Annotated in this window: 19 protein-coding genes and 2 tRNA genes; 10 read left to right on the forward strand and 11 right to left on the reverse strand. The window is 68.0% G+C overall.

Translation table 11 applies throughout. The features are described from left to right. Positions 1-12: 12 nt before the first annotated feature. The 6 genes from J7654_RS00790 to J7654_RS00815 form a co-directional block, all read right to left on the reverse strand. Positions 13-1,029: a sulfate/molybdate ABC transporter ATP-binding protein gene (locus tag J7654_RS00790; protein ID WP_209737378.1), complete on the reverse strand. Its 1,017-nt coding sequence runs from the start codon at positions 1,027-1,029 to the stop codon at positions 13-15. After that, complete coding sequence (gene cysW, locus J7654_RS00795; RefSeq protein WP_209737379.1) at positions 1,026-1,901, reverse strand: sulfate ABC transporter permease subunit CysW; 876 nt, start codon at positions 1,899-1,901, stop codon at positions 1,026-1,028. The genes J7654_RS00790 and cysW (J7654_RS00795) overlap by 4 nt, the downstream gene beginning before the upstream one ends. Next, positions 1,901-2,722, reverse strand: a complete 822-nt coding sequence (gene cysT / locus J7654_RS00800) for a sulfate ABC transporter permease subunit CysT (RefSeq protein ID WP_209737380.1) — start codon at positions 2,720-2,722, stop codon at positions 1,901-1,903. Before cysT (J7654_RS00800) ends, cysW (J7654_RS00795) begins: the two co-directional genes overlap by 1 nt. Before the next feature lie 71 nt (positions 2,723-2,793). Next, positions 2,794-3,795, reverse strand: coding sequence for a sulfate ABC transporter substrate-binding protein (locus tag J7654_RS00805; protein ID WP_209737381.1), 1,002 nt, complete (start codon positions 3,793-3,795; stop codon positions 2,794-2,796). Positions 3,796-3,952: 157 nt separating this feature from the next. Then, on the reverse strand, positions 3,953-4,588 hold the full coding sequence (locus J7654_RS00810) for an RBBP9/YdeN family alpha/beta hydrolase (protein ID WP_209737382.1): 636 nt from the start codon (positions 4,586-4,588) through the stop codon (positions 3,953-3,955). Between the two features lie 135 nt (positions 4,589-4,723). Beyond that, positions 4,724-5,179: an RrF2 family transcriptional regulator gene (locus tag J7654_RS00815; RefSeq protein ID WP_209740084.1), complete on the reverse strand. Its 456-nt coding sequence runs from the start codon at positions 5,177-5,179 to the stop codon at positions 4,724-4,726. 249 nt (positions 5,180-5,428) lie between these two features. On the opposite strand from J7654_RS00815, the gene J7654_RS00820 reads away from it, so the two are divergent. The 4 genes from J7654_RS00820 to J7654_RS00835 all read left to right on the forward strand — a co-directional run bounded on the left by J7654_RS00820 (position 5,429) and on the right by J7654_RS00835 (position 9,423). Next, positions 5,429-6,442, forward strand: a complete 1,014-nt coding sequence (locus J7654_RS00820) for a sulfate ABC transporter substrate-binding protein (RefSeq protein WP_209737383.1) — start codon at positions 5,429-5,431, stop codon at positions 6,440-6,442. A gap of 175 nt (positions 6,443-6,617) precedes the next feature. Further along, the gene (gene cysT, locus J7654_RS00825; RefSeq protein WP_209737384.1) at positions 6,618-7,508 is read left to right on the forward strand and encodes a sulfate ABC transporter permease subunit CysT; all 891 of its coding nucleotides are present in this window, start codon (positions 6,618-6,620) and stop codon (positions 7,506-7,508) included. Beyond that, positions 7,498-8,370 (forward strand): sulfate ABC transporter permease subunit CysW, encoded by an 873-nt coding sequence (cysW, locus tag J7654_RS00830; protein WP_209737385.1) that lies wholly within the window; start codon positions 7,498-7,500, stop codon positions 8,368-8,370. The genes cysT (J7654_RS00825) and cysW (J7654_RS00830) overlap by 11 nt, the downstream gene beginning before the upstream one ends. Before the next feature lie 18 nt (positions 8,371-8,388). Beyond that, on the forward strand, positions 8,389-9,423 hold the full coding sequence (locus J7654_RS00835; protein ID WP_209737386.1) for a sulfate/molybdate ABC transporter ATP-binding protein: 1,035 nt from the start codon (positions 8,389-8,391) through the stop codon (positions 9,421-9,423). Positions 9,424-9,701: 278 nt separating this feature from the next. Here J7654_RS00835 and J7654_RS00840 read toward each other — a convergent pair. After that, positions 9,702-9,777, reverse strand: a tRNA-Ala gene (locus tag J7654_RS00840). Positions 9,778-9,955: 178 nt separating this feature from the next. Then, positions 9,956-10,363 carry a TIGR02300 family protein gene (locus tag J7654_RS00845; RefSeq protein WP_209737387.1) on the reverse strand — a complete coding sequence of 136 codons (408 nt, stop codon included), beginning with the start codon at positions 10,361-10,363 and terminating at the stop codon, positions 9,956-9,958. A gap of 211 nt (positions 10,364-10,574) precedes the next feature. On the opposite strand from J7654_RS00845, the gene aroA reads away from it, so the two are divergent. The 4 genes from aroA (at position 10,575) to J7654_RS00865 (ending at position 15,203) form a co-directional block, all read left to right on the forward strand. Continuing rightward, on the forward strand, positions 10,575-11,930 hold the full coding sequence (gene aroA / locus J7654_RS00850) for a 3-phosphoshikimate 1-carboxyvinyltransferase (RefSeq protein WP_209737388.1): 1,356 nt from the start codon (positions 10,575-10,577) through the stop codon (positions 11,928-11,930). A 428-nt stretch (positions 11,931-12,358) separates the two neighbouring features. Further along, entirely contained in the window at positions 12,359-13,006 is a 648-nt protein-coding gene (gene cmk, locus J7654_RS00855; RefSeq protein WP_209740085.1) for a (d)CMP kinase, read from the forward strand. A gap of 240 nt (positions 13,007-13,246) precedes the next feature. Next, complete coding sequence (rpsA, locus tag J7654_RS00860; RefSeq protein WP_209737389.1) at positions 13,247-14,947, forward strand: 30S ribosomal protein S1; 1,701 nt, start codon at positions 13,247-13,249, stop codon at positions 14,945-14,947. Between the two features lie 179 nt (positions 14,948-15,126). Further along, a tRNA-Arg gene (locus tag J7654_RS00865) sits at positions 15,127-15,203 on the forward strand. 363 nt (positions 15,204-15,566) lie between these two features. Here the strand turns inward: J7654_RS00865 and J7654_RS00870 are convergent. From J7654_RS00870 to J7654_RS00880, 3 genes are read right to left on the reverse strand one after another with little or no spacing between them, the layout of a single operon-like run. After that, the gene (locus J7654_RS00870) at positions 15,567-16,391 is read right to left on the reverse strand and encodes a BtpA/SgcQ family protein (RefSeq protein WP_209737390.1); all 825 of its coding nucleotides are present in this window, start codon (positions 16,389-16,391) and stop codon (positions 15,567-15,569) included. Positions 16,392-16,408: 17 nt separating this feature from the next. Then, complete coding sequence (locus J7654_RS00875) at positions 16,409-17,443, reverse strand: carbohydrate kinase family protein (protein ID WP_209737391.1); 1,035 nt, start codon at positions 17,441-17,443, stop codon at positions 16,409-16,411. Positions 17,444-17,453: 10 nt separating this feature from the next. Further along, positions 17,454-18,572 (reverse strand): SIS domain-containing protein, encoded by a 1,119-nt coding sequence (locus J7654_RS00880; RefSeq protein ID WP_209737392.1) that lies wholly within the window; start codon positions 18,570-18,572, stop codon positions 17,454-17,456. 109 nt (positions 18,573-18,681) lie between these two features. Between J7654_RS00880 and J7654_RS00885 the strand changes: the two genes are divergently transcribed. Together J7654_RS00885 and J7654_RS00890 are read left to right on the forward strand one after the other, a co-directional pair. Beyond that, the gene (locus tag J7654_RS00885) at positions 18,682-19,473 is read left to right on the forward strand and encodes a DeoR/GlpR family DNA-binding transcription regulator (protein ID WP_209737393.1); all 792 of its coding nucleotides are present in this window, start codon (positions 18,682-18,684) and stop codon (positions 19,471-19,473) included. Positions 19,474-19,622: 149 nt separating this feature from the next. Beyond that, on the forward strand, positions 19,623-20,660 hold the full coding sequence (locus tag J7654_RS00890; RefSeq protein WP_209737395.1) for an ABC transporter substrate-binding protein: 1,038 nt from the start codon (positions 19,623-19,625) through the stop codon (positions 20,658-20,660). Positions 20,661-20,664: the final 4 nt, after the last annotated feature.

Here is a 20,664-nt window from a genome sequence, read left to right on the forward strand (position 1 = left end):
AAGCGCGGAGCGTCAGCGCGCGAAGACCTGCGCGCGCGAGACCGCCAGCACGCCCTCCTCGCCCCTGGCGATCGCAAGGTCGAAGGGCGCATCGAGCTCCACCGTCTCGCCGCCCTGGGCCTGCGCCACCACGCGGCGGGAATCGGGCCGGTCCAGAACGCGCAGCACGCGGGCGGGAATGCCCGGCCCGGCCTTGGCCCAGTCGAGGTCGCGCGGCCGGGCGAAAAGGTCGGCCGGCCCGTCCGCCAGGCCGGGCGCCGGCCAGCGGAATTCGCCGACACGCGCCTGCCCGCCCTCCACGGTGGCGGAAAAGCTGTTGGCGTCGCCCAGAAAGCCCATCACGAAGCGCGAGGCCGGTCGGCGCGTCACCTCCTCCGGCGTGCCGCGCTGGACGATGCCGCCCTGGTCGAGGATCACCACCTCGTCGGCCAGGTCCAGCGCCTCCTCCTGGTCGTGCGTGACGAAGAGCGTGGTGATCGGCATCTCTTCGTGCAGCTCGCGCAGCCAGCGGCGAAGGTCCCGGCGCACGGCCGCGTCCAGCGCCCCGAAGGGCTCGTCGAGAAGCAGCACGCTCGGATCGACGGCCAGCGCGCGCGCCAGCGCCACGCGCTGGCGCTGGCCGCCGGAAATCTGGTTCGGATAGCGGTCCCCCAGCCCGTCCAGCCGCACGACGGAGAGGAGCTCTCGCGCCCTTTCCCGGATTTGCGCCTTGGACCGCCCGCCCCGCGCCTCCATGCCGAAGGCGATGTTCTGCGAAACGCTCATATGCGGAAACAGCGCATAATGCTGGAACACGAAGCCGACGCCACGGTCGCGGATGGCGATGTCGGTGGCGTCCTCCCGGCCGAAGAAGATGCGGCCCCGGTCGGGAAACTCCAGCCCGGCCACCATGCGCAGGATCGTGGTCTTGCCCGAGCCGGAGGGCCCGAGCAGCGCGACGAGGCGCCCCGATTCGATGTCCAGCGAAACGTCGTGGACCGCGCGGAAGGTCTCGAACGTCTTGGTCACGGCTTGCAGGGAAATCTTCATCGGGCGAGCCCTCCGGGCGGCAGGACGGTTTCGGCCGGCACCTTGCGCCCCGCGCCCCTGCCCTCGAGCCAGACCTTCACGCAAAGGGTCAGGACCGCCAGGACCGTGAGGATGGACGCGGCGGCGAAGGCGCCGACCGTGTTGTAATCGTTGTAGAGAAGCTCGATCTGGAGCGGCAGCGTGTTGGTCTGGCCGCGCACATTGCCGGACACGACCGAGACGGCGCCGAACTCGCCCATCACGCGGGCGTTGCACAGCACCACCCCGTAGAGGAGCGCCCATTTCACGTTGGGCAGCGTCACCTTGAAGAAGGTGCGCCAGCCGCTGGCGCCGAGCGAGGTGGCCGCCTCCTCCAGATCGCGCCCCTGCGCCTGCATCAGCGGAATCAGCTCGCGCGCCACGAAGGGCGCGGTGACGAACATGGAGGCCAGCACGATGCCGGGAAGCGCGAAGAGAACGCGAATCTCCGCATCCTGCAGCGCCTGCCCGAACAGCCCCTGCAGGCCGTAGACGAAGAGATAGGCCACGCCCGCCACGATGGGCGAGATCGAGAAGGGAATCTCGATGACGACGATGAGCAGCCGCTTGCCCGGGAAGTCGAACTTCGTGACCGCCCAGGCCGCCGCCACGCCGAAGGCCGTGTTGACCGGCACCGCGATCAGCGCCGTCACCAGGGTGAGGAAGATCGCATGGCGCGTGTCGGCGGCGGAGATGACCTGCGCGAAATAGCCGATCCCGAGCGAGAAGGCCTGCGCGAAGATCAGCGCCAGCGGCGCGAGGATGAGGATCGCGGCGGCCAGGAGGGTGAGCGTGATGAGCACGCGCCGGAAGAGCGCGCGCTCCCCGATGCGAGGCGGGGTGCGGCCGGCCATCACGCGCCTCCCTTGTAGCGGAGCGCGCGGGCCTGGAGGAGGTTCGTCACCGCCAGCATGACGAAGGCCGAAAGGAGGATGACGGAGGCGATGGCGGCGGCGGCGGCGTAATCATACTCCTCCACCCGGATATAGGTAAGCAGCGCCGTGATCTCGGTGGAGAAGGGCTGGTTGCCGGCGATGAAGATGACCGCGCCGAACTCGCCCAGCGAGCGGGCGAAGGAGAGCGAGGTGCCCGCAAGCAGCGACGGCGCCAGCAGCGGCAAGATGACCTTCCGGAAGATGCGCCCCTCCTTCGCGCCGAGCGAGAGCGCGGCTTCCTCCAGGGCGGGGTCGAGGTCCTCCAGCACCGGCTGCACGGTGCGCACCACGAAGGGAATGGAGGTGAACGTCATCGCCACCATGATGCCGAGCGGCGTGTAGGCGACGCGGATGCCGAGATCGGCGAGCGGCCCGCCGAGCCAGCCATTGGCCGCAAACAGCGAGGTGAGCGCGATGCCGGCCACCGCCGTCGGCAGGGCGAAGGGCAGGTCCACGATGGCATCGAGCAGCCGCCGGCCGGGAAAGCGGTAGCGCGTGAGCACCCAGGCCAGCGCCAGGCCGAAGACGACGTTGACCGCCGTGGCCGCCAGCGCGGAGAGCATGGTGACGCGATAGCTCGCCACCGCGCGTGGCGATGAGACGATGGCCCAATAGGCCTCCGGCCCAAGGCTCGCCGCCTTCCACAGAAGCGCGCCGAGCGGCAGGCAGACGATGATCGACAGATAGACGAGTGTGATGCCGAGCGTGAGAGGCAGGCCCGGCAGGACGCGGCGCGACACGGCTTCCCCTTCTCGGATGCGAGAAGGCCGGCGCGCGCGCCGGCCCTGTTCCGCTGAGGGAACTAGAGCGCTCAGCGCTGGCCGTAAAGCTGGTCCAGCTTGGCGCCGGAAGCGAAATGCTCTGCCTGCACCTCATCCCAACCGCCGAAGACGTCCTCCACGGTCAGGAGCCGCACCGGCGGGAAGCTGCCGGAAAACTCGGCCGCCACCGTCTCGTCGTTCACCCGGTTGCCGTTCTCGGCAAGGATGCGCTGCCCGGCCTCGGAGTAGAGGAACTCCAGATAGGCGGTGGCGATCTCGCGCGAGCCGCGCCGGTCCACCACGCGGTCCACCACCGCGACCGGGAACTCGGCCAGAAGGCTCACCTCGGGGATCACCGTGTCGAAGCGGTCCTCGCCGAACTCGCGGGCGATGCCCTGCGTCTCCGCCTCGAAGGTGATCAGCACGTCGCCGATCTCGCGCTCCACGAAGGTCGTGGTCGCCCCGCGCCCGCCCGTATCGAAGACAGGCACGTTGTCAAACAGCTTCTCGATGAACGCGTCGGCCTGCGCCTCGTCGCCGTCGAAAGCCTCCAGCGCGTAGGCGCGCGCAGCCAGATAGGTGTAGCGCGCATTGCCCGAGGTCTTGGGGTTCGGAAAGATCACCTCCACGTCGTCGCGCACCAGATCGTCCCAGTTGGCGATGGCCTTGGGGTTGCCCTCGCGAACGAGGAAGGCCGGCAGCGAGTAGTAGGGCGAGGCGTTGTTGCCGAACGCCTCTTGCCAGCCCGGCTCGATGAAGCCGTTCCGTTCCAGGAAATCGATATCCGTCACCTGGTTGAAGGTGACGACGTCGGCCTCCAGCCCTTCCGCGATGGAACGGGCCTGCCGCGAGGAGCCGGCATGGCTCTGGTCCACCGTCACGATCTGCCCGGTCTCGGCCCGGTAGGCCTCGATGAAGGCCGGGTTCACCGCCGCGAACAGCTCGCGCGCGATGTCGTAGGAGGCGTTCAGGATGGAGGTCGGCGCCTGCGCGAGGGCCGGCGTGGCGATCAGGGCGGCGAGCGCGGCGCCCAGGAGTGCGGATCGTTTCATAAGCGGAAAAGGTCCTGAAAGCTGGAATTCGTGTCGCCAGTGTCGCCCGTCGCGCCCCGCTTTGCGAGGTCGGCGCGTGCGCCGTCCGGGCATTGCGGCAACGCCCGTTCCACGCCGGGCGTTGCAACCGGAATAATCGTCCGGCCGCGCCTCCCGCTCAGCCGAAGCCTGCGTCGTGGACCGGGCCGGGCGCGCCGGGCACGGCCGTCCACCAGCGGCGCGCGGCCTCCCGGTGGGCCGAAAGGCCGCCGGGCGCCGCCTCGCGCCCCCGCAGGCCGGTGGCAAGCGTCACGGCGTCGGGCCAGTGTCCGAAGCCGCTGTCGATATTGACGTGCCCGGCCTCGCCGATATCGACGAGGGCCGAGCCCCAGGCGCGCGCATGGTCCTCGGCGCGCCGGAAGCTCATGAACGGGTCGTTGCGGCTGGCCACGAGGATGGAGGGGAAGGGCAGGCGCTCGCCCGGCCCTTCGGGAAATCCCCGGACATCGGCATGGCTCCGGGCGAGCGGGGCGACATCGGCAGGGGCGACCAGAAGCGCGCCGGCCACGTGCGATGCGGCAGGACGGCCCGCCAGCGCGGCGACGAGCGCGCAGCCGAGGCTGTGGGCGACGAGCACCGCGCCCGGCGCGGCGATGAGTTGCGCCTCCAGCTCGTGGAGCCATTCGGCCAGCACCGGCCGGTGCCAGTCCTCCTGCTCGACCACCAGCGCCGCCGCGTCGCGGCTGGCCCACTCCCTCTGCCAGTGGCCCGCGCCGGAACCGCCGAGGCCGGGCAGGATCAGGGTCTCGATCATCGCCAAAGCTCCATCGCGAAGATTTCTGCCAGGAAGAGTAGGAAGCAACGGCGCGGGGCGGAAAGGAAAATATACTGAACTTGCCGGAGCGCGGGGAACGTCTGTCCCCTTGCCCCCGGTCAGCCGGTCAGCCGGTCAGCCGGTCGGCATGAGTTGGCCGAGCGGCTCAGCCTCGCCCGGCATCCGCGAAAGCTCGGCAAGCGTCTTCTCGTCGAGCACGGCCGATATGGCGTTGCGCACCTCCAGCATGACGAGGCGCACCTGGCAGCTCTCCTCGGTGCGGCAGTCGTCGCATCGCCGGTAGGCGGTGCGGCTGGCGCAGGGGATCGGCGCCAGAGGGCCGTCGAGAACGCGCAGGACGTGGCCGACGCGAATATCTTGCGGCGCGCGCGCAAGCGCGTATCCCCCGCCCCGGCCCTTGCGGGCATGGATGAAGCCGGCATGGCGCAGCTCGCCGAGGATCGCGTCCAGGAACTTCTTGGGAATGGAATGCGCCCGCGCGATCTCGGCCGAAAGGGTCAGCCGTCCGGCCGGGGCATCGGCCAGATGCAGCATCGCCTTCAGGCCGTATTTGCCCTTCATCGTCAACATGGTCGCGCTGCCGGCTCCCTTGCCGGCGCCCCTGCCCATGGCGATCGGGCGGCGGAGCGCCGTTCCGCCACCGCCCCGGCCGGGGCGATCCCGGGCATGGAAGCGATGCCGCGTTCATATCTCCAACACGGCCGTTCCAAGGAATTCCTCCGCAAGACAATAAATTTGCTTTCCGCCGGCGCTCGATTGACAGGCCCCGGGGGCGGCGGAAAGGATAAGTCTATCAATTCTGTATCATAGGAGCTCGAGATGATCCGGCAAAGTGCCAGCGCCGCCTTCCTCGCCGCCGCCGTCCTCTGGGCGATACCCGCCTCGTCCCAGACACTGCTCAACGTCTCCTACGATCCGACCCGCGAGCTTTATCGCGAGTTCAACGCGGCGTTCAGCGCGCACCGTCAGGCAGAGGGCCACGAACGGGTGACGGTCCGCCAGTCGCATGGCGGCTCGGGGGCACAGGCCCGCACCGTCATCGACGGGATCGACGCCGATGTCGTGACCCTGGCGCTGGAGGCGGACATCAACGCCATCGTCGAGGCCACGGGCAAGATTCCGGAGAACTGGCGCACGCTCCTGCCGCACAATTCCTCACCCTACACCTCCACCATCGTCTTCCTGGTGCGCACCGGAAATCCCAAGGGGATCGAGGACTGGGACGACCTGATCCGCGACGATGTGGAGGTCATCACGCCCAATCCGAAATCCTCCGGCGGCGCACGCTGGAACTACCTGGCCGCCTGGGCCTACGCCAACAAGGCCTTCGGCAACGACCAAGAGAAGACGCGCGAATTCGTGCGGGACATCTACCTGAACGTTCCGGTGCTGGACACGGCGGCGCGCGGCGCCACCACCACTTTCGTCCAGCGCGGTATAGGCGACGTGTTGCTGGCCTGGGAGAACGAGGCCTTCCTCGCCATCGAGGAGCTGGGCCCCGACCAGTTCGAGATCATCGTCCCGTCCGTCTCGATCCTGGCCGAGCCGCCCGTTGCCGTCGTGCAGGCCAATGCCGAGGCCAAGGGCACGGCGGACTTGGCCAGGGCCTATCTGGAATATCTCTACTCGCCCGAGGGGCAGACCATCGCGGCCCGCCACTATTACCGCCCGGCCAGCCCGGAACTCGTTACCGACCCGGCCGAGCTCGAGCGCTTCCCGGCCGTCGAGCTCGTGACCATCGACGACGAGCAGTTCGGCGGCTGGGCGAGGGCCCAGCCCGAGCATTTCGGCGAAGGCGGCATCTTCGACCAGATCTACGTGCCCGCCAACTGAAGGCAGCAGAGCCTGCGCCGGCCCTGCCCGTCCGGGCAAGGGCCGGTTTCATGACGTTCGTCGTGTGACGCCGGGAGAGTTCCGGTCTACACTCCGGCGCGTCGACCGACAGGACGCAGCCGTTCCAGATCGCGCCGGGCGCGGTCTTGCACGGGGCCCAGCACAAGGTTCCTCGATGGCCGCCATCGCCGCCAAACCGCGCTTCTCCTTCCGCGCGCCGAGCGTCATTCCCGGCTTCGGGCTCGCTCTCGGCTTCACGCTCACCTATCTCGGCTTCGTCGTGCTCATCCCGCTCGCGGCGCTGCTTCTGCGCAGCGCGGGCCTGGGCTGGGGCGAGTTCTGGGCGCTGGCCAGCGACCGGCGCGTGCTCTCGGCGCTGCGCCTCTCCTTCGGTGCCTCCTTCGTCGCGGCGCTGATCAACGCCTTCTTCGGGCTGCTCATCGCCTGGGTGCTGGTGCGCTACCGCTTTCCCGGGCGCCGAGCCATCGACGCCGTCATCGACCTGCCCTTCGCCCTGCCCACGGCCGTGGCCGGCATCGCGCTGACGGCCCTCTACGCACCGAACGGCTGGATCGGGCAGGCCTTCGCGGGCTCGGGCTTCATCGGCCAGTTCTTCGGCCCCCAGGGCATCCGCATCGCCTACACGCCCATCGGCATCGTCATCGCGCTCATCTTCATCTCCCTGCCCTTCGTGGTGCGCACGGTGCAGCCGGTGCTGGAGGAGATCGATTCGGAGATGGAGCAGGCGGCCGCGACGCTGGGCGCGAACCGCTTCCAGACCATTTTCCAGGTGATCCTGCCGAGCGTGTTCCCGGCACTGCTCACGGGCTTCGCGCTGGCGCTGGCCCGCTCCATCGGGGAATACGGCTCGGTCATCTTCATCGCCGGCAACATCCCCTATGTCTCCGAGATCGCCCCGCTCCTGATCGTCATCCGGCTGGAGGAGTTCAACTATGCGGGCGCGACGGCCGTCGCCGCCCTCATGCTCCTCCTCTCCTTCGCCATGCTGCTCGTCATCAATCTCATCCAGGCCTGGAGCCGCAGGAGGTACGGCCATGGCGCCTGAGTCCGGTCTGCCCCGCGCCCCGCGCTCCGTCACGACGGAAAGCTCGACCGTCAAATGGACGCTGATCGCCATCGCGGTCGCCTTCCTGGGCTTCTTCCTCTTCCTGCCGCTCGTCGCGGTCTTCATCGAAGCGCTGCGCAACGGAGCCTCGGCCTATCTGGCGGCGATCACCGAGCCGGACGCGCTGGCCGCGATCCGCCTGACGCTGACGGTGGCGGCCATCGCGGTGCCTCTCAACCTCGTCTTCGGCATCGCGGCGGCCTGGGCCATCGCCAAGTTCGAGTTCAAGGGCAAGGCGCTGCTCATCACGCTCATCGACCTGCCCTTCTCCGTCTCGCCGGTCATCGCCGGCTTCGTCTTCATCCTGCTGTTCGGGGCACAGGGCTATTTCCTGCCCGTCGTGCAATCGGCCGGGCTGCAGATCGTCTTCGCGCTGCCGGGCATCGTGCTCGCCACCATCTTCGTCACCCTGCCCTTCGTGGCGCGCGAGCTGATCCCGCTGATGCAGGAGCAGGGCACGGGCGACGAGGAGGCGGCCATCTCTCTGGGCGCAGGCGGCTTCAGGACCTTCTGGCTGGTGACGCTGCCCAACGTGAAATGGGCCCTGCTCTACGGCGTGCTCCTGTGCAACGCGCGGGCCATGGGCGAATTCGGCGCGGTCGCCGTCATCTCCGGCAAGATCCGGGGCGAGACCAACACCATGCCGCTGCATGTGGAGATTCTCTACAACGAATACGCCTTCTCGGCCGCCTTCGCCGTCTCCACGCTGCTGGCGATCCTGGCGCTCCTCACCCTCGGCATCAAGACCCTGCTCGAATGGCGCTTTGCCGGCGACATCGCCGCCACGCGCAACGGACATTGAGAACGAAAGAGCGTCCCCATGGAAATCCGCGCCCGCAACGTCCGCAAGGAATTCGACCGCTACCCAGCGCTCCACGACGTTTCGCTCGACATCCGCTCGGGCGAGCTGATCGCGCTTCTGGGGCCCTCGGGCTCCGGCAAGACCACGCTCCTGCGCCTCATCGCCGGGCTCGAATTCCCCACCAGCGGCCAGATTCTCTTCGGCGACGAGGACGCCTCGACGAAGAGCGTGCAGGAGCGCAATGTCGGCTTCGTCTTCCAGCATTACGCCCTGTTCAAGCACATGAGCGTTTCCGACAATATCGGCTTCGGCCTGCGGGTGCGCAGGAAGGGGCGACCGTCCCGGGCGGAGATCGCGCGCCGGGCCGAGGAGCTTCTGGAGCTGGTGCAGCTCCCCGGCCTCGGCAAGCGCTACCCGCAACAGCTCTCGGGCGGCCAGCGCCAGCGCGTGGCGCTGGCGCGCGCGCTGGCCATCGAGCCGAGGGTGCTATTGCTGGACGAACCCTTCGGCGCGCTCGACGCCAAGGTGCGCAAGGACCTGCGCCGCTGGCTGCGCGAGCTGCACGAGCGCACCGGCCACACCACCGTCTTCGTCACACACGACCAGGAGGAGGCGGTGGAGCTGGCCGACCGCGTCGTGGTGATGAGCCAGGGCCGCATCGAGCAGGTAGGCTCGGCCGATGATATCTACGACCGGCCCGAAAGCCCCTTCGTCTTCTCCTTCATCGGCCAGTCGAACCGCCTGCCCGTCACCGTGCGCGGCGGCGAGATCGCCTATGAGGGCACGGTCCTCGGCCGAACCGAGGAGCCGGACGGGCGCTGGCAGATGTTCGTGCGCCCGCACGACCTTGAGGTGGTGCCGGCCGACGTACCGGGCATCTCCGGCACCGTCTCGCTGGCGCGGCGCTCGGGCGGCTCGCGCTTTGCCGAATTCGCCGTTCCCGGCCGGGGAGAGCGGATCGAGCTGGAGCTGCCCGCCGAAGCGGGCGGCGAGCCCGGCACCGCCCTGAACGTGCGCCCCCGGCGCTGGCGCCTCTTCGCGGAAGGCGCCTGACGCCACGGGGGTATCCAGCCCCCACCGCCGTGCCCCCCCGATTCGCCTCTCCTCGACGATCGACCCTCTCCGCACAGGCGAGCGGAAGCGCCCGGTCCCTTCCGATTCGTGTGTCTGAACACGCCCGCGTTCGCCGGTCGCAATCCCCCGCCCGAAAGCGACGGGCCATCATGCCACGGCCGAATCACGCGGTGTCCAAAGGATCGGCGAAGGCGCGAAACGAAAAAGGCCTCCCCGAGAGGGAGGCCTTCGAACCCTTGCGAACATGGGTTTCAAACTGGTGGAGCCAATCGGGATCGAACCGACGACCTCTTGAATGCCATTCAAGCGCTCTCCCAACTGAGCTATGGCCCCGACGCCGGCCTTGGCCGGCGGAACTCGATAGAGGGCTCTTTGCAGCGCCCCGGAGACCCGTGTGGGGCGGGTCCGATCTCGTTGGCGGCTTGGTAGTCCAAACCGCCGAAGAGATCAAGCGCCTCGAAGCCGCTGCCCGAAAGAAACGGGCGAGACCGGAACGAGGCCGGCGGCGAGCCTAGACGTCGTCCTCGTCGTCGCGACCGCCGCCGATGATGTCGGCCATGTCGTCGTCCTCGTCTTCCTCCTCCTCGAGGAAGGTGTCGTCGGCGTCATCGTCGATCTCGACCTCGTCGTCCTCGCCGTCCACATCGGGCAGGTCGGACTTGGCGTCGTCGTTCTCGTCATCCTCCACCTCGGAGAGGGAGACCGTGTCCTCGGTCTCGGCCTCTTCCACGACCTCGACTTCCTCCGGCTCCACCTTTTCGGCGCGGGGCCGGCCGGGGGCGGCCTTGATCGTCTCGAAGAAGGAGAGCGGATACTCCTTTCCCGTGAAGGGCGAGACGATCGGATCCTTGTTCAGATCGTAGAACTTGCGGCCCGTTTCGGGGCAGACGCGCTTGGTGCCGAGTTCGGGCTTGGCCATGAATTGCCTCTCGAAGACATTGAGATATGCGGGGCGGCAGGGGCGGCGGGATCGCCATTGCGCCGCGCGAAAAATCGGTGGTCCCTTACGGCGTGGACCGGGGCCTTGTCAAAGCGTTTACGCCCCTTCCCTCTCGCGAGGGTGTCGCGCCCGCCGCGAGCGTGATAACGCGGGCGCCGGGCAAGGGAAAGAAAAGAGGACGACGCAGGAGATGGGCGTGCATTCCGGGGCTCTCAAGCCCCTGCGGGCAAAAGCGGGCCGCGCCTTGGCCGGCCGCGTCCGCGTTCCGGGCGACAAGTCGATCTCTCACCGGGCGTTCCTCTTCGGGGGTCTGGCCAGCGGGCGAACCCGCGTCACCGGCCTTCTGGAGGGCGAGGACGTGCTGGCCACCGGCCGCGCCATGCGGGCCATGGGCGCGCGGATCGAGCGCGACGGCGAGGCTTTCCTGGTGGATGGCGTCGGCAATGGCTGCCTTCTGGAGCCGGCCGGCGTCCTGGACTTCGGCAATGCGGGCACAGGCTCGCGCCTGACCATGGGCCTTGCCGGCACCTACGACTTCACCACCACCTACCTCGGCGACGCGTCCCTCTCGGCCCGGCCCATGGGCCGCGTGCTCGACCCGCTGCGGCTGATGGGCACGCAGGTGCTGGCGCGCTCGCGCGACAGGCTGCCCCTTTCGCTGCGCGGGCCGCGCGTGGCCGCCCCCATCTCCTACCGGGTGCCCATGGCCTCCGCCCAGGTGAAGTCCGCCGTGCTGCTCGCCGCCCTCAACGCGCCCGGCATCACCACCGTGATCGAACCGGTGATGACGCGCGACCACACCGAGAAGATGCTGGAGGGCTTCGGCGCCGCGATCGAGGTGGAGCAGGACGCGCACGGCGTGCGCACCATCCGGCTGGAGGGACAGGGCGAACTGAAGGGCGTGGCCGACTTCGCCGTGCCGGGCGACCCTTCCTCCGCCGCCTTCCTCGTCGTCGCCGCACTGGTGACGCCCGATTCGGACGTCACCATCGAGAACGTCCTGATGAACCCGACCCGCACCGGGCTTCTCGAAACGCTGGCCGAGATGGGCGCCTCGATCGAGGTGCTGAACGAGCGCAGCTCCGGCGGCGAGTCCGTGGCCGACCTGCGCGTGCGTCACAGCGCGCTGAAGGGCGTGGACGTACCGGCCGACCGCGCGCCCTCCATGATCGACGAATATCCGATCCTCGCGGTCGCGGCCGCCTTCGCCGAGGGCACGACGCGGATGCAGGGGCTGGACGAGTTGCGCGTGAAGGAAAGCGACCGGCTGTCGGCCGTCGCCGCCGGCCTTTCCGCCAACGGGGTGGAGCACCGCGAGGGCGAGGACTGGCTGAGCGTCACCGGGCGGCCGGACGGGCGCGGCATCGGCGGCGGCACGGTCGCCACCCATCTCGACCACCGCATCGCCATGAGCTTCCTGGTGCTGGGCCTTGCCTGCGAGGCGCCCGTGACGGTGGACGACGCCACGATGATCTCCACCAGCTTCCCGGAGTTCACCGGGCTGATCGAGCGCCTTGGCGGAACGCTGGAGAGCGCGGAGGCCTGATGCTGGCCGCCGCCCTGGCGATCCTCTTCTTCTCCCCGCTCGCCTTCATCTACGGGCGCGTGGCGGCGGGGCGCATTCATGCACAAGCGCAGAGAACCGGCCGCGCGCGCCTGGCGGTGGGCCTCTCGCGGCTGGTGCTGCCCCTCCTCCTCGTGCTGTGCCTCGCCGTGCGGCTGGCGGACCCCTATGCGCTGGCCGTCTTCCTTGGGGGTGCGGGCGAGAATCCGGTGCTCGCCTTCATCCTCTCCACGGCGCATGTCATCGGCTCGCTCGCCGCCATCTTCTTCTTCCTGACAATCCCCTTCGTCCTCGGCCGCCTGTTTGCCGTCGCCGCCGCGCTCGGGGGATATTTTCAGAACGCGGGCGCAAACCCCTTGCGATTCGGCGTGGCCTCGGGCGAGGAAGCCCCGGCAGTCGAAAGGAACACCATGGCGCCCCTCACCATCGCGATCGACGGTCCGGCCGCGGCCGGCAAGGGCACGCTGGCCAAGCGCCTGGCGGCCCACTACGCTCTGCCTTACCTCGACACGGGCCTGCTCTATCGCGCGGTAGGGCGGCGCGCCGCCGAACGCGGCATCGACCTGGACGACCCGCAGGCGACGGGCGAGGTGGCCCGCGCGCTGGACGCGGGCGAGATCGACGAGGCGTCCCTGCGCGGGCGCGAGGCGGGCGAACTGGCCTCGCGCGTGGCCGCGCACCCGCCGGTGCGCGCGGCCCTGGTGGCGTTCCAGAAGGCCTTCGCGGCCGATCCGCGCGGCGCGGTGTTGGACGGGCGCGACATCGGCACGGTCATCTGCCCGCAGGCGCGGGTGAAGATCTTCGTCACCGCCTCGCCGCAGGTGCGCGCGCGGCGGCGCACGGAGGAGCTTTCAGCCAAGGGGCGCGCGGTGGATTACGAGCGCATCCTCGCCGAGGTGCGGGAGCGTGACGCGCGCGATGCGGGCCGCCTGGAAGCGCCGCTGAAGCCGGCAAGCGACGCGGCCTTGCTGGATACGAGCGAAATGGATATAGAGACGGCGTTCCGTGCGGCCTGCGATCTCGTCGATCGCGCCCTCGATGCGGAGCGCCGAGCCTGACGCGCGCGTCTCCGAAAGGGCCCTGCCCTCTCGGAAATCCATCCGCGGCGCTGCGCACGGCGAATGCCTGAAACAGTTTCTGCCGTCGGCGGGCCTTGCCGCGCCGGGACGGAGCGGGATGACCGCCCCGTCGTCCCATCGCTTTTCGAGGCGTTGGGACGGGACCGCCCTCGGCAGCCCGAAACGCCAACAAGACAAGACCGGCGCCGCCCTTCGCGGAAGGGCACCCAAGGAGAACGAATGTCCAACGCAGCAGTTACCCGCGACGATTTCGCCGCGCTTCTCGAGGCGTCCTTCCATGAGCACGATGTCGCCGAAGGCGCCGTGGTCAAGGGCACGGTCGTCGCGATCGAGAAGGACATGGCCGTCATCGACGCCGGCCTGAAGGTCGAGGGCCGCGTCGCCCTCAAGGAATTCGGCGCCAAGGGCGCGGCCGGCGAGCTGAAGGTCGGCGATGTCGTCGACATCTATGTCGAGCGGATCGAGAACGCGCTCGGCGAAGCCGTCCTCTCGCGCGACAAGGCGCGCCGCGAGGAGAGCTGGGTCAAGCTCGAGGTCAAGTTCAACGCCGGCGAGAAGGTCGAGGGCCAGATCTTCAACCAGGTCAAGGGCGGCTTCACGGTCGACCTCGACGGCGCCGTGGCCTTCCTGCCGCGCAGCCAGGTCGACATTCGTCCGATCCGCGACGTCGGCCCGCTGATGAACACGCCGCAGCCCTTCCAGATCCTGAAGATGGACAAGCGCCGCGGCAACATCGTCGTCTCGCGCCGCACGGTTCTGGAAGAGAGCCGGGCCGAGCAGCGCTCCGAGATCGTCCAGAACCTCGAGGAGGGTCAGGTCGTCGACGGCATCGTCAAGAACATCACCGACTACGGCGCCTTCGTGGACCTGGGCGGCATCGACGGCCTGCTGCACGTGACGGACATGGCCTGGCGCCGCGTCAACCATCCGACCGAGATTCTCCAGATCGGCCAGACGGTGAAGGTGCAGATCATCCGCATCAACCAGGAGACGCACCGCATCTCGCTGGGCATGAAGCAGCTCGAGGCCGATCCCTGGGAAGGCATCGGCGTCAAGTACCCGATGGGCGTCAAGGTCACGGGCCGCGTCACCAACATCACCGACTACGGCGCCTTCGTGGAGCTGGAGCCGGGCATCGAGGGCCTGATCCACGTCTCGGAGATGAGCTGGACCAAGAAGAACGTCCATCCGGGCAAGATCCTCTCGACCTCCCAGGAAGTCGAAGTGGTCGTGCTCGAGGTCGATCCGGTCAAGCGCCGCATCTCGCTGGGCCTCAAGCAGACGCTCCAGAACCCGTGGGAAGCCTTCCGCGACCAGTTCCCCGTGGGCTCGGTGGTCGAGGGCGAGGTCAAGAACAAGACCGAGTTCGGCCTGTTCATCGGCCTCGACGGCGATGTGGACGGCATGGTCCACCTCTCCGATCTCGACTGGAACCGTCCGGGCGAGCAGGTGATCGAGGAGTTCAACAAGGGCGACCTCGTCAAGGCGCAGGTTCTCGACGTGGATGTCGAGAAGGAGCGCATCTCGCTTGGCATGAAGCAGGTGGGCGGCGACCCGTTCGTCAACGCGGCCGAGGCGGGCGAGCTTCGCCGGGGCGCGATCGTCACGTGCGAGGTGACGGGCGTCACGGATGGCGGCCTGGAAGTGAAGATCGTCGATACCGACCTTACCTCCTTCATCCGCCGCGCGGACCTTGCCCGCGACCGCGACGATCAGCGCCCCGAGAAGTTCTCGGTCGGCCAGAAGGTCGACGCGCGCATCACGCAGTTCGACAAGAAGGCGCACCGCGTCGGCGTGTCGATCAAGGCGCTGCAGATCGCGGAAGAGAAGGAGGCCGTCGCCCAGTACGGCTCGACCGACAGCGGCGCTTCGCTCGGAGACATCCTGAGCGCGGCCCTGAAGAACCGCGAAGGCGAATAAGCCCTCGCGCTTCCAGGCAAGCAAAGCATAAAGCCCGCGGCCAAAATGGCCGCGGGCTTTTTCATGGCCACGCCATGCCGAAGCTCATCTTGCCCACCGCGAACGGATCGGCTAGGAAGAAGCGGCCTTCCGGCAGGGCCCAGCCCCTCTCGGAAAAACTGCATGCTTCATGCAGCCCGGCACCCGTAGCTCAGCTGGATAGAGCGCTGCCCTCCGAAGGCAGAGGTCACAGGTTCGAATCCTGTCGGGTGCACCAATCTTTTCAATGGGCTAGCGAGATCAGGCTCTGCCTTTCCACACGTCCGGGACATTCGCGGTGAAAGGCGATGTGTCCATGGCAGCGGGAAAACGCAAGACGGCCCCCGGCATCCATGACGGTTCCGACTACAGTCCCCATGAGGGACTGGCGGTAACGGGCCGGCCCACCACCGTCATCCTCGGCAGCCCCGTCATGGTCGAGGACGGCGCACTCCTCGGCCAAAAGGGCGCGGGGAAATACAAACCACGAGAGCTCCTCCTGTCCTTGCTGTGCCTATAGCGTCTTTCGCCGCCTTTCCGCCCCCGCCGATCAAGGCCGCACGGCAGAACGGATCGGGCAAGGCAAGGGCGCCCGCTTTCATCAGGCGGTCGCGCGGAAAGGCTTCCTCTCGGTGCTGGAAGCGCCTCTCGCTGCCTCCATGAAGCGGTGGCAAAGATCGAGATCCCACTTCACGATCTCGCCCTCCCCGGCGTCGCGGCGCATCAGCGCCGTACTGACGATGGCGCCGTCCGCGACCGTCAGCGCCTCCGCGACATTGTGCGCCGTCACGCTTCCCCCGATCAGGATCGGGCGCGCGAGACCGCGATCCCGGACCGCGGCGATGCGGTGAAGTGAATCGGGAAATGAATCGCCCGTGATGATCAGCCCGTCCGCGCCGCTCTTGCAGGCCCACTCGGCCGCGAAGACCTGGCTCTCCGAGGACATCGGCACCGCCGTACGGTCATGGACATCGGCCAGGATGGCTATGTCGGTTCGCTCCAGCACGGCACGATACTGCACGGCTTCCGCGCCGAGGCCGTAGCGCGGCCCCTGGGCGGTCATCGCCCCGCCGACGAACACCTTAAGGCGCACGAAGTCGGCGCCTGCGGCATGAGCGATCGCGAGCGCGGCGAGGGGGTCGTGCGCATCCACGATGATCCCCATGCCGATCTGCGGGACTTCCCGGCGCAGGAGGCGACCGAGGGCGGCCGTCATGGCGAGTGTCTCGGGGCTCGCTCCGCCGGCCGTGCGTGTCGTATCCTGAAGCTTGAGCCAAGGGATTCCAGCCTTGGCGAAGATCGTCGCATTGGCCACGACATAGTCCTCGTACCAGGAAAGGCTGCGGTGCCTGTTCTGGGCGAAGTCCGGGAGATGGAGCGCCGCGATCACCTGCGGCGTCTCTTGAAAGAGCTTCTGGCTGGGCATCGTATTTTTCCGGGTTGTCAACGAAGAGACTTCAGGATTGCGGCGTGTGCATCGGCGAGTGAGGCTCGCGTGGCCTCGCGGTCGACGGGGAGCGTGCCCTGCGCGCCGAAGCAGGCGACGATCCGGCTGGCCGAGATCACGCCAAACCGGGCCGCTTCCACGGCGTCGCCCGTCTCCACGAGGCCGGCGAGAAAGCCGCCGCAGAAGGAATCGCCCGCCCCGGTCGGGTCGAGCGCCTCGGTTGGGATCGCCGGCACCTGCACGGCACGGCCACCGCACCGGTCCCACACGAGGACGCCCTGGGGTCCGAGCTTGACCGCTGCCGTTCCACGGCAGAGGGGCGCGAGGAGAGCGAGCGCATCTGCAAGGCCGGCGCCGGGATAGAGGGCTTCGAGTTCCACCCTGCTCGGCAGAAACGCGTCCACATGCGCAAGCAGCGGGGCCAGCGCCTCAGGCGCAAGATCCGCGAACTGCCATCCGGCGTCCATCGTGATCGTCATGCCGGCGGGGGCAAAGAGCGCCACCATGTCGCGAAGGACGTCGATGCGGCTGGGGGCCAGATGCACGCCCTTCGCCGAGAGATAGTCGGCCGGCACCTGCGAGGAGATCAGCGGATGACGGTGCCGGAACTCCGAATAGGAAATCTCGTCCGGTGCCGCGCGCCGGGCGAGGATGTCCAGCCATTGCGCGACCTCGCCGGGGGTCATCCTCCCACCGGAGAAACCGGCTTGCGCCAGCGCCTCGGGAACACTGCGATAGCGATCGTTGCGGTGCCCTTCATCATCATAGACGAACCAGTTGCCGGCGCTCAGCCTCTCCGGGGAGCGATGCACGCCGCGCATGTCGATGCCCGCGGCCTCCAGCCGCTCGAGGACCTCGGCCGGATAGGTGGCGACCGCGCGGCTCACGAGACCGACGCGCTCGCACCACATCAGAGCCCCGACCGCCGAGTAGGCGCCGTTGCCTCCCGGCTGCGACAGGGCGTACGCGCCGCTCGCCGAGATCACATGATCGATCGTCAGCCCGCCTACGGTGACGAGGTCGGGAGCCATGGCCCGGCCCTCAGCCGCCTAGATTGGGCGCGCCGAGGCCCAGCGCATCGCGCGCCACCGTCACGTGGTAGCCGAAAAGATGCAGCGGGACGCTGTAGAGGATCGCGGCGAGATCGTCGCGCACCGGCGGCAGGTGCCAAGCCGTATCCGCAATCTCGGCGATTTCGGTCTCGCCTTCCGGCACCAGGGCGATGCAACGCCCCTGGGCTCCTCGGCTGGAGATCGCCGTTTCCACCGCGCGCGCGTGGCTGGCCTTGTCAGGGACGACAAGGAAGATGCAGTCGCCGGCCTTTTGCGTGCGATAATGGTGGTACTCTTCGAGAGGAAAGGCGACGGCGTGGATGGGCGCGAGTTCCTTGAGCTTGGCGGCGCCGAAGGCGGCGGCCGCGTAGTGCGGACCGGCACCCGCCAGCATCAGGAAATCGGCGCGCGCCAGTTCGGCACCGAGCGCCTTGGCCTTCCCGTAGAAGGACCGGGCAACGGCATCGACCTGTTCCGGCAAGCGATCCAGCGCCTCCTCCAGCGCGTCGATCTCTACGCCGCCGTCTTTCGCCTTCGCCACAGCCACCGCGATGGCGATCTTCAGCGCCATGGCCGCCGTGCTGGACTGGGTCGGCCATCCGCCGCGCGTCGCCTTGATCAGGAGAGCGCCGGGAAACTCCACCATGAGCGGAGAGCCGGCCGTGTTCGACATGCCGATCGTGTAGGCGCCCTTCTCGGCCGACTTCTTCAGGCCCTCCATCACGGGCACCGTGCGCCCGCTGGAGCTCAGGCCGATCACGACGCAGTGCTCGTCGATCGCGCCAGTGCCGTAGTGCTGGAAGTCGAAGGCCTCGTAGGGCTCGCAGGGCACCTTGAGCACGCGCTCGAGAGCGGTGCGCACGCCGAAGCCGGAAATCCAGGAATCGCCGCATCCGACCATCACGACACGCCGGATGTCGCGACCGGCGAGGTCCGCGCCGATACGCGCGAGGGGCTCCGCGTTGCCGGCAAGAGTCTCCCGGATCGCCGCGCCCTGCGCCATCATTTCCTGATTGGTCAGTTCCACCCGACGGAAGCGTTCGGGGTCGCCGGGCGCGTCGGACGAAGTCTCCCGTCGGATCTCATGCAGCCTGGCTTCCAAATCCATGTACGAAACTCCTATGAAACGAGGCCTGCGCGCCGCTGGCCCAGGGCCATGGCCGGAAGCATCTGTTTTCGATATTCTTCATTTATATGAAAAACGCAAGAGACGACGAATGAGCGAAGCGAAATCCGCCCTTGCACCGCGTCACCGGAGCATCCTTCGTATCCTGGAAGCCGACGGCGAGGCGGCCGTGGCGCGACTGGCCGGGGAACTCGGCGTCTCGGAGGTCACGATCCGCTCGGACCTTTCGGATCTGGAGGCGCGCAGACTGCTGCGACGCGTCCGCGGCGGCGCGAGAATCGCACGCCCTGCGCGCTTCGAACCCCCGCAGGAGGTGTCGATCGAGACCTTCGCGAACGAGAAGGAGCGGATCGGCCTTGCGGCGGCGGCGATGATCAAGTCCGGCGATACCATCATCCTCGACAGCGGCACCACGACACTCGCCCTCGCACGCGCTCTGCCGAAGACGTTGCATGACGTTGTCGCCGTCACGAACAGCATCGACATCGCCATCGCGCTCGACCCCCACTCCGGCGTTGACGTCTTCGTGACGGGAGGACGGATGCGCACCAGTTCACGCAATTCCACACGCACGATGGTGGCGCCGATGGGCACGCTGCTTCTTGAAAAGATCAGCGCCGACATCGCCTTCCTCTGCTGCGCCGGGATCGACGCGCGACGCGGCTTCACCAACGCCAATATCGAGGAAACCGAGATGAAGCAGGCGATGATGGCCGCCGCCCGCCGGACGGTCATGCTCGCCGACGGCAGCAAGCTTGGCCATATCGGAGTGGTTCGGATCGCGCGTCTGGCGGAAGTGTCTGCCCTCATCACCGATGCAAGCGTCAGTGGCGCACCCCTGGAGGCGCTTCAGGAGGCCGGGCTCGATGTCGTGATCGCATAAATTTCGGGCATGCAAAAAAATCACCTTACCGTCTTGCGTATATTTTCGAAAATGCAGATTGTGAAAGTCAAGGGATTTCCCTGACGCGGCGCCGTGCGCTGCGCGCATGCCGGCAGTCGACCCGTTTCGAAGAAAGGCAGGACCAGCACATGGACATCACACGCAGAACCGTTCTCGGCGGAATGGCCGCTACAGGGGCGCTTTCCATGCCCTTCGTCGCCAGGGCGCAGGCGCGCGAGCTCGTCATGATCGGCTACGGAACGGTTCAGGACCAGCCGCTCATCCGCGCCGGAGAGGAGCTGGCGCGGCGCCATCCGGGCGTTTCCCTGCGCGTCATCGGCGGCCTCTCCTCCGAGGCGCTGGCGCAGATCAAGGCGACACAGGGCAATTCGCCCTATCATCTGGCCGTGATGGGCTCGCCCGCGATCCTCAACGCTCTCGATGAGGACGTTCTGGAGCCTCTCGATCTTGATCTCATTCCCAACGCGGCGAACATCATTCCCGCCTTTCTTCCCTTCGGTTACGACGTCGGGGTGCCGGTCAGCTATGACGGCATCGGCATCGCCTACAACACCGAGACGGTGGAAACGCCCCCGCAGACCTGGGCCGACCTGTGGAAGCCCGAATATGCCGGGCGCATCGGAATGCCTCGTCCCAGCTCCAATCTGGGACTGGCGGCCGTGGCGGTCGCAGCGCAGATTCACGGCGGCTCGCAGGACGCCATGCAGGTCGGCCTCGAGAAATGGCACGAACTCGATCCGCTGGTGGGCCGCAGCCCTCCCCTCCTGCAGCAGATGCTGGAGCGGGGCGAGATCGACCTGTGCGTGCTCTGGCACCAGAACACGGCGATTGCCGCCAGCACCGGGCTTCCCTTCGCCTACGCCAAGGCCCGCGAGCCGGGGCCTCTGATGCTGCCCACCAACATCGTGCAGTTCGTCAACAACGGGCACAGCGAGCTCGTCCACGAGTTTGCGGACATCCTCCTGACTCCGGAGAGCCAGGCGTTCTCGGCCGCGGCGCCCTTCTTCTTCGGACCCGTGGTCGAGGGCGTGGAATCGCCGCCCGAAGCCGCTCCCTTTGTGCCCGACGCTCAGGAGCTGGGGCAACTCCAGTCGCTCGATTGGCCGACCCTCGCGCCCTTGCGAGCGCGAATGGTCGAGGATTTCGATCGCATGTTCGGCATGTAAGGCT

It is taken from the genome of Aureimonas populi (genome assembly GCF_017815515.1).
GTDB classification, from domain to species: domain Bacteria; phylum Pseudomonadota; class Alphaproteobacteria; order Rhizobiales; family Rhizobiaceae; genus Aureimonas; species Aureimonas populi.

Excerpts from the sequence above, each read along its gene's own strand:
- J7654_RS00790 (WP_209737378.1), bottom strand. The coding sequence starts at position 1,029 with ATGAAGATTTCCCTGCAAGCCGTGACCAAGACGTTCGAGACCTTCCGC.
- cysW (WP_209737379.1), bottom strand. The coding sequence starts at position 1,901 with ATGGCCGGCCGCACCCCGCCTCGCATCGGGGAGCGCGCGCTCTTCCGG.
- J7654_RS00805 (WP_209737381.1), bottom strand. The coding sequence starts at position 3,795 with ATGAAACGATCCGCACTCCTGGGCGCCGCGCTCGCCGCCCTGATCGCC.
- J7654_RS00810 (WP_209737382.1), bottom strand. The coding sequence starts at position 4,588 with ATGATCGAGACCCTGATCCTGCCCGGCCTCGGCGGTTCCGGCGCGGGC.
- J7654_RS00815 (WP_209740084.1), bottom strand. The coding sequence starts at position 5,179 with ATGTTGACGATGAAGGGCAAATACGGCCTGAAGGCGATGCTGCATCTG.
- J7654_RS00820 (WP_209737383.1), top strand. The coding sequence starts at position 5,429 with ATGATCCGGCAAAGTGCCAGCGCCGCCTTCCTCGCCGCCGCCGTCCTC.
- cysT (WP_209737384.1), top strand. The coding sequence starts at position 6,618 with ATGGCCGCCATCGCCGCCAAACCGCGCTTCTCCTTCCGCGCGCCGAGC.
- cysW (WP_209737385.1), top strand. The coding sequence starts at position 7,498 with ATGGCGCCTGAGTCCGGTCTGCCCCGCGCCCCGCGCTCCGTCACGACG.
- J7654_RS00835 (WP_209737386.1), top strand. The coding sequence starts at position 8,389 with ATGGAAATCCGCGCCCGCAACGTCCGCAAGGAATTCGACCGCTACCCA.
- J7654_RS00845 (WP_209737387.1), bottom strand. The coding sequence starts at position 10,363 with ATGGCCAAGCCCGAACTCGGCACCAAGCGCGTCTGCCCCGAAACGGGC.
- aroA (WP_209737388.1), top strand. The coding sequence starts at position 10,575 with ATGGGCGTGCATTCCGGGGCTCTCAAGCCCCTGCGGGCAAAAGCGGGC.
- cmk (WP_209740085.1), top strand. The coding sequence starts at position 12,359 with ATGGCGCCCCTCACCATCGCGATCGACGGTCCGGCCGCGGCCGGCAAG.
- rpsA (WP_209737389.1), top strand. The coding sequence starts at position 13,247 with ATGTCCAACGCAGCAGTTACCCGCGACGATTTCGCCGCGCTTCTCGAG.
- J7654_RS00870 (WP_209737390.1), bottom strand. The coding sequence starts at position 16,391 with ATGCCCAGCCAGAAGCTCTTTCAAGAGACGCCGCAGGTGATCGCGGCG.
- J7654_RS00875 (WP_209737391.1), bottom strand. The coding sequence starts at position 17,443 with ATGGCTCCCGACCTCGTCACCGTAGGCGGGCTGACGATCGATCATGTG.
- J7654_RS00880 (WP_209737392.1), bottom strand. The coding sequence starts at position 18,572 with ATGGATTTGGAAGCCAGGCTGCATGAGATCCGACGGGAGACTTCGTCC.
- J7654_RS00885 (WP_209737393.1), top strand. The coding sequence starts at position 18,682 with ATGAGCGAAGCGAAATCCGCCCTTGCACCGCGTCACCGGAGCATCCTT.
- J7654_RS00890 (WP_209737395.1), top strand. The coding sequence starts at position 19,623 with ATGGACATCACACGCAGAACCGTTCTCGGCGGAATGGCCGCTACAGGG.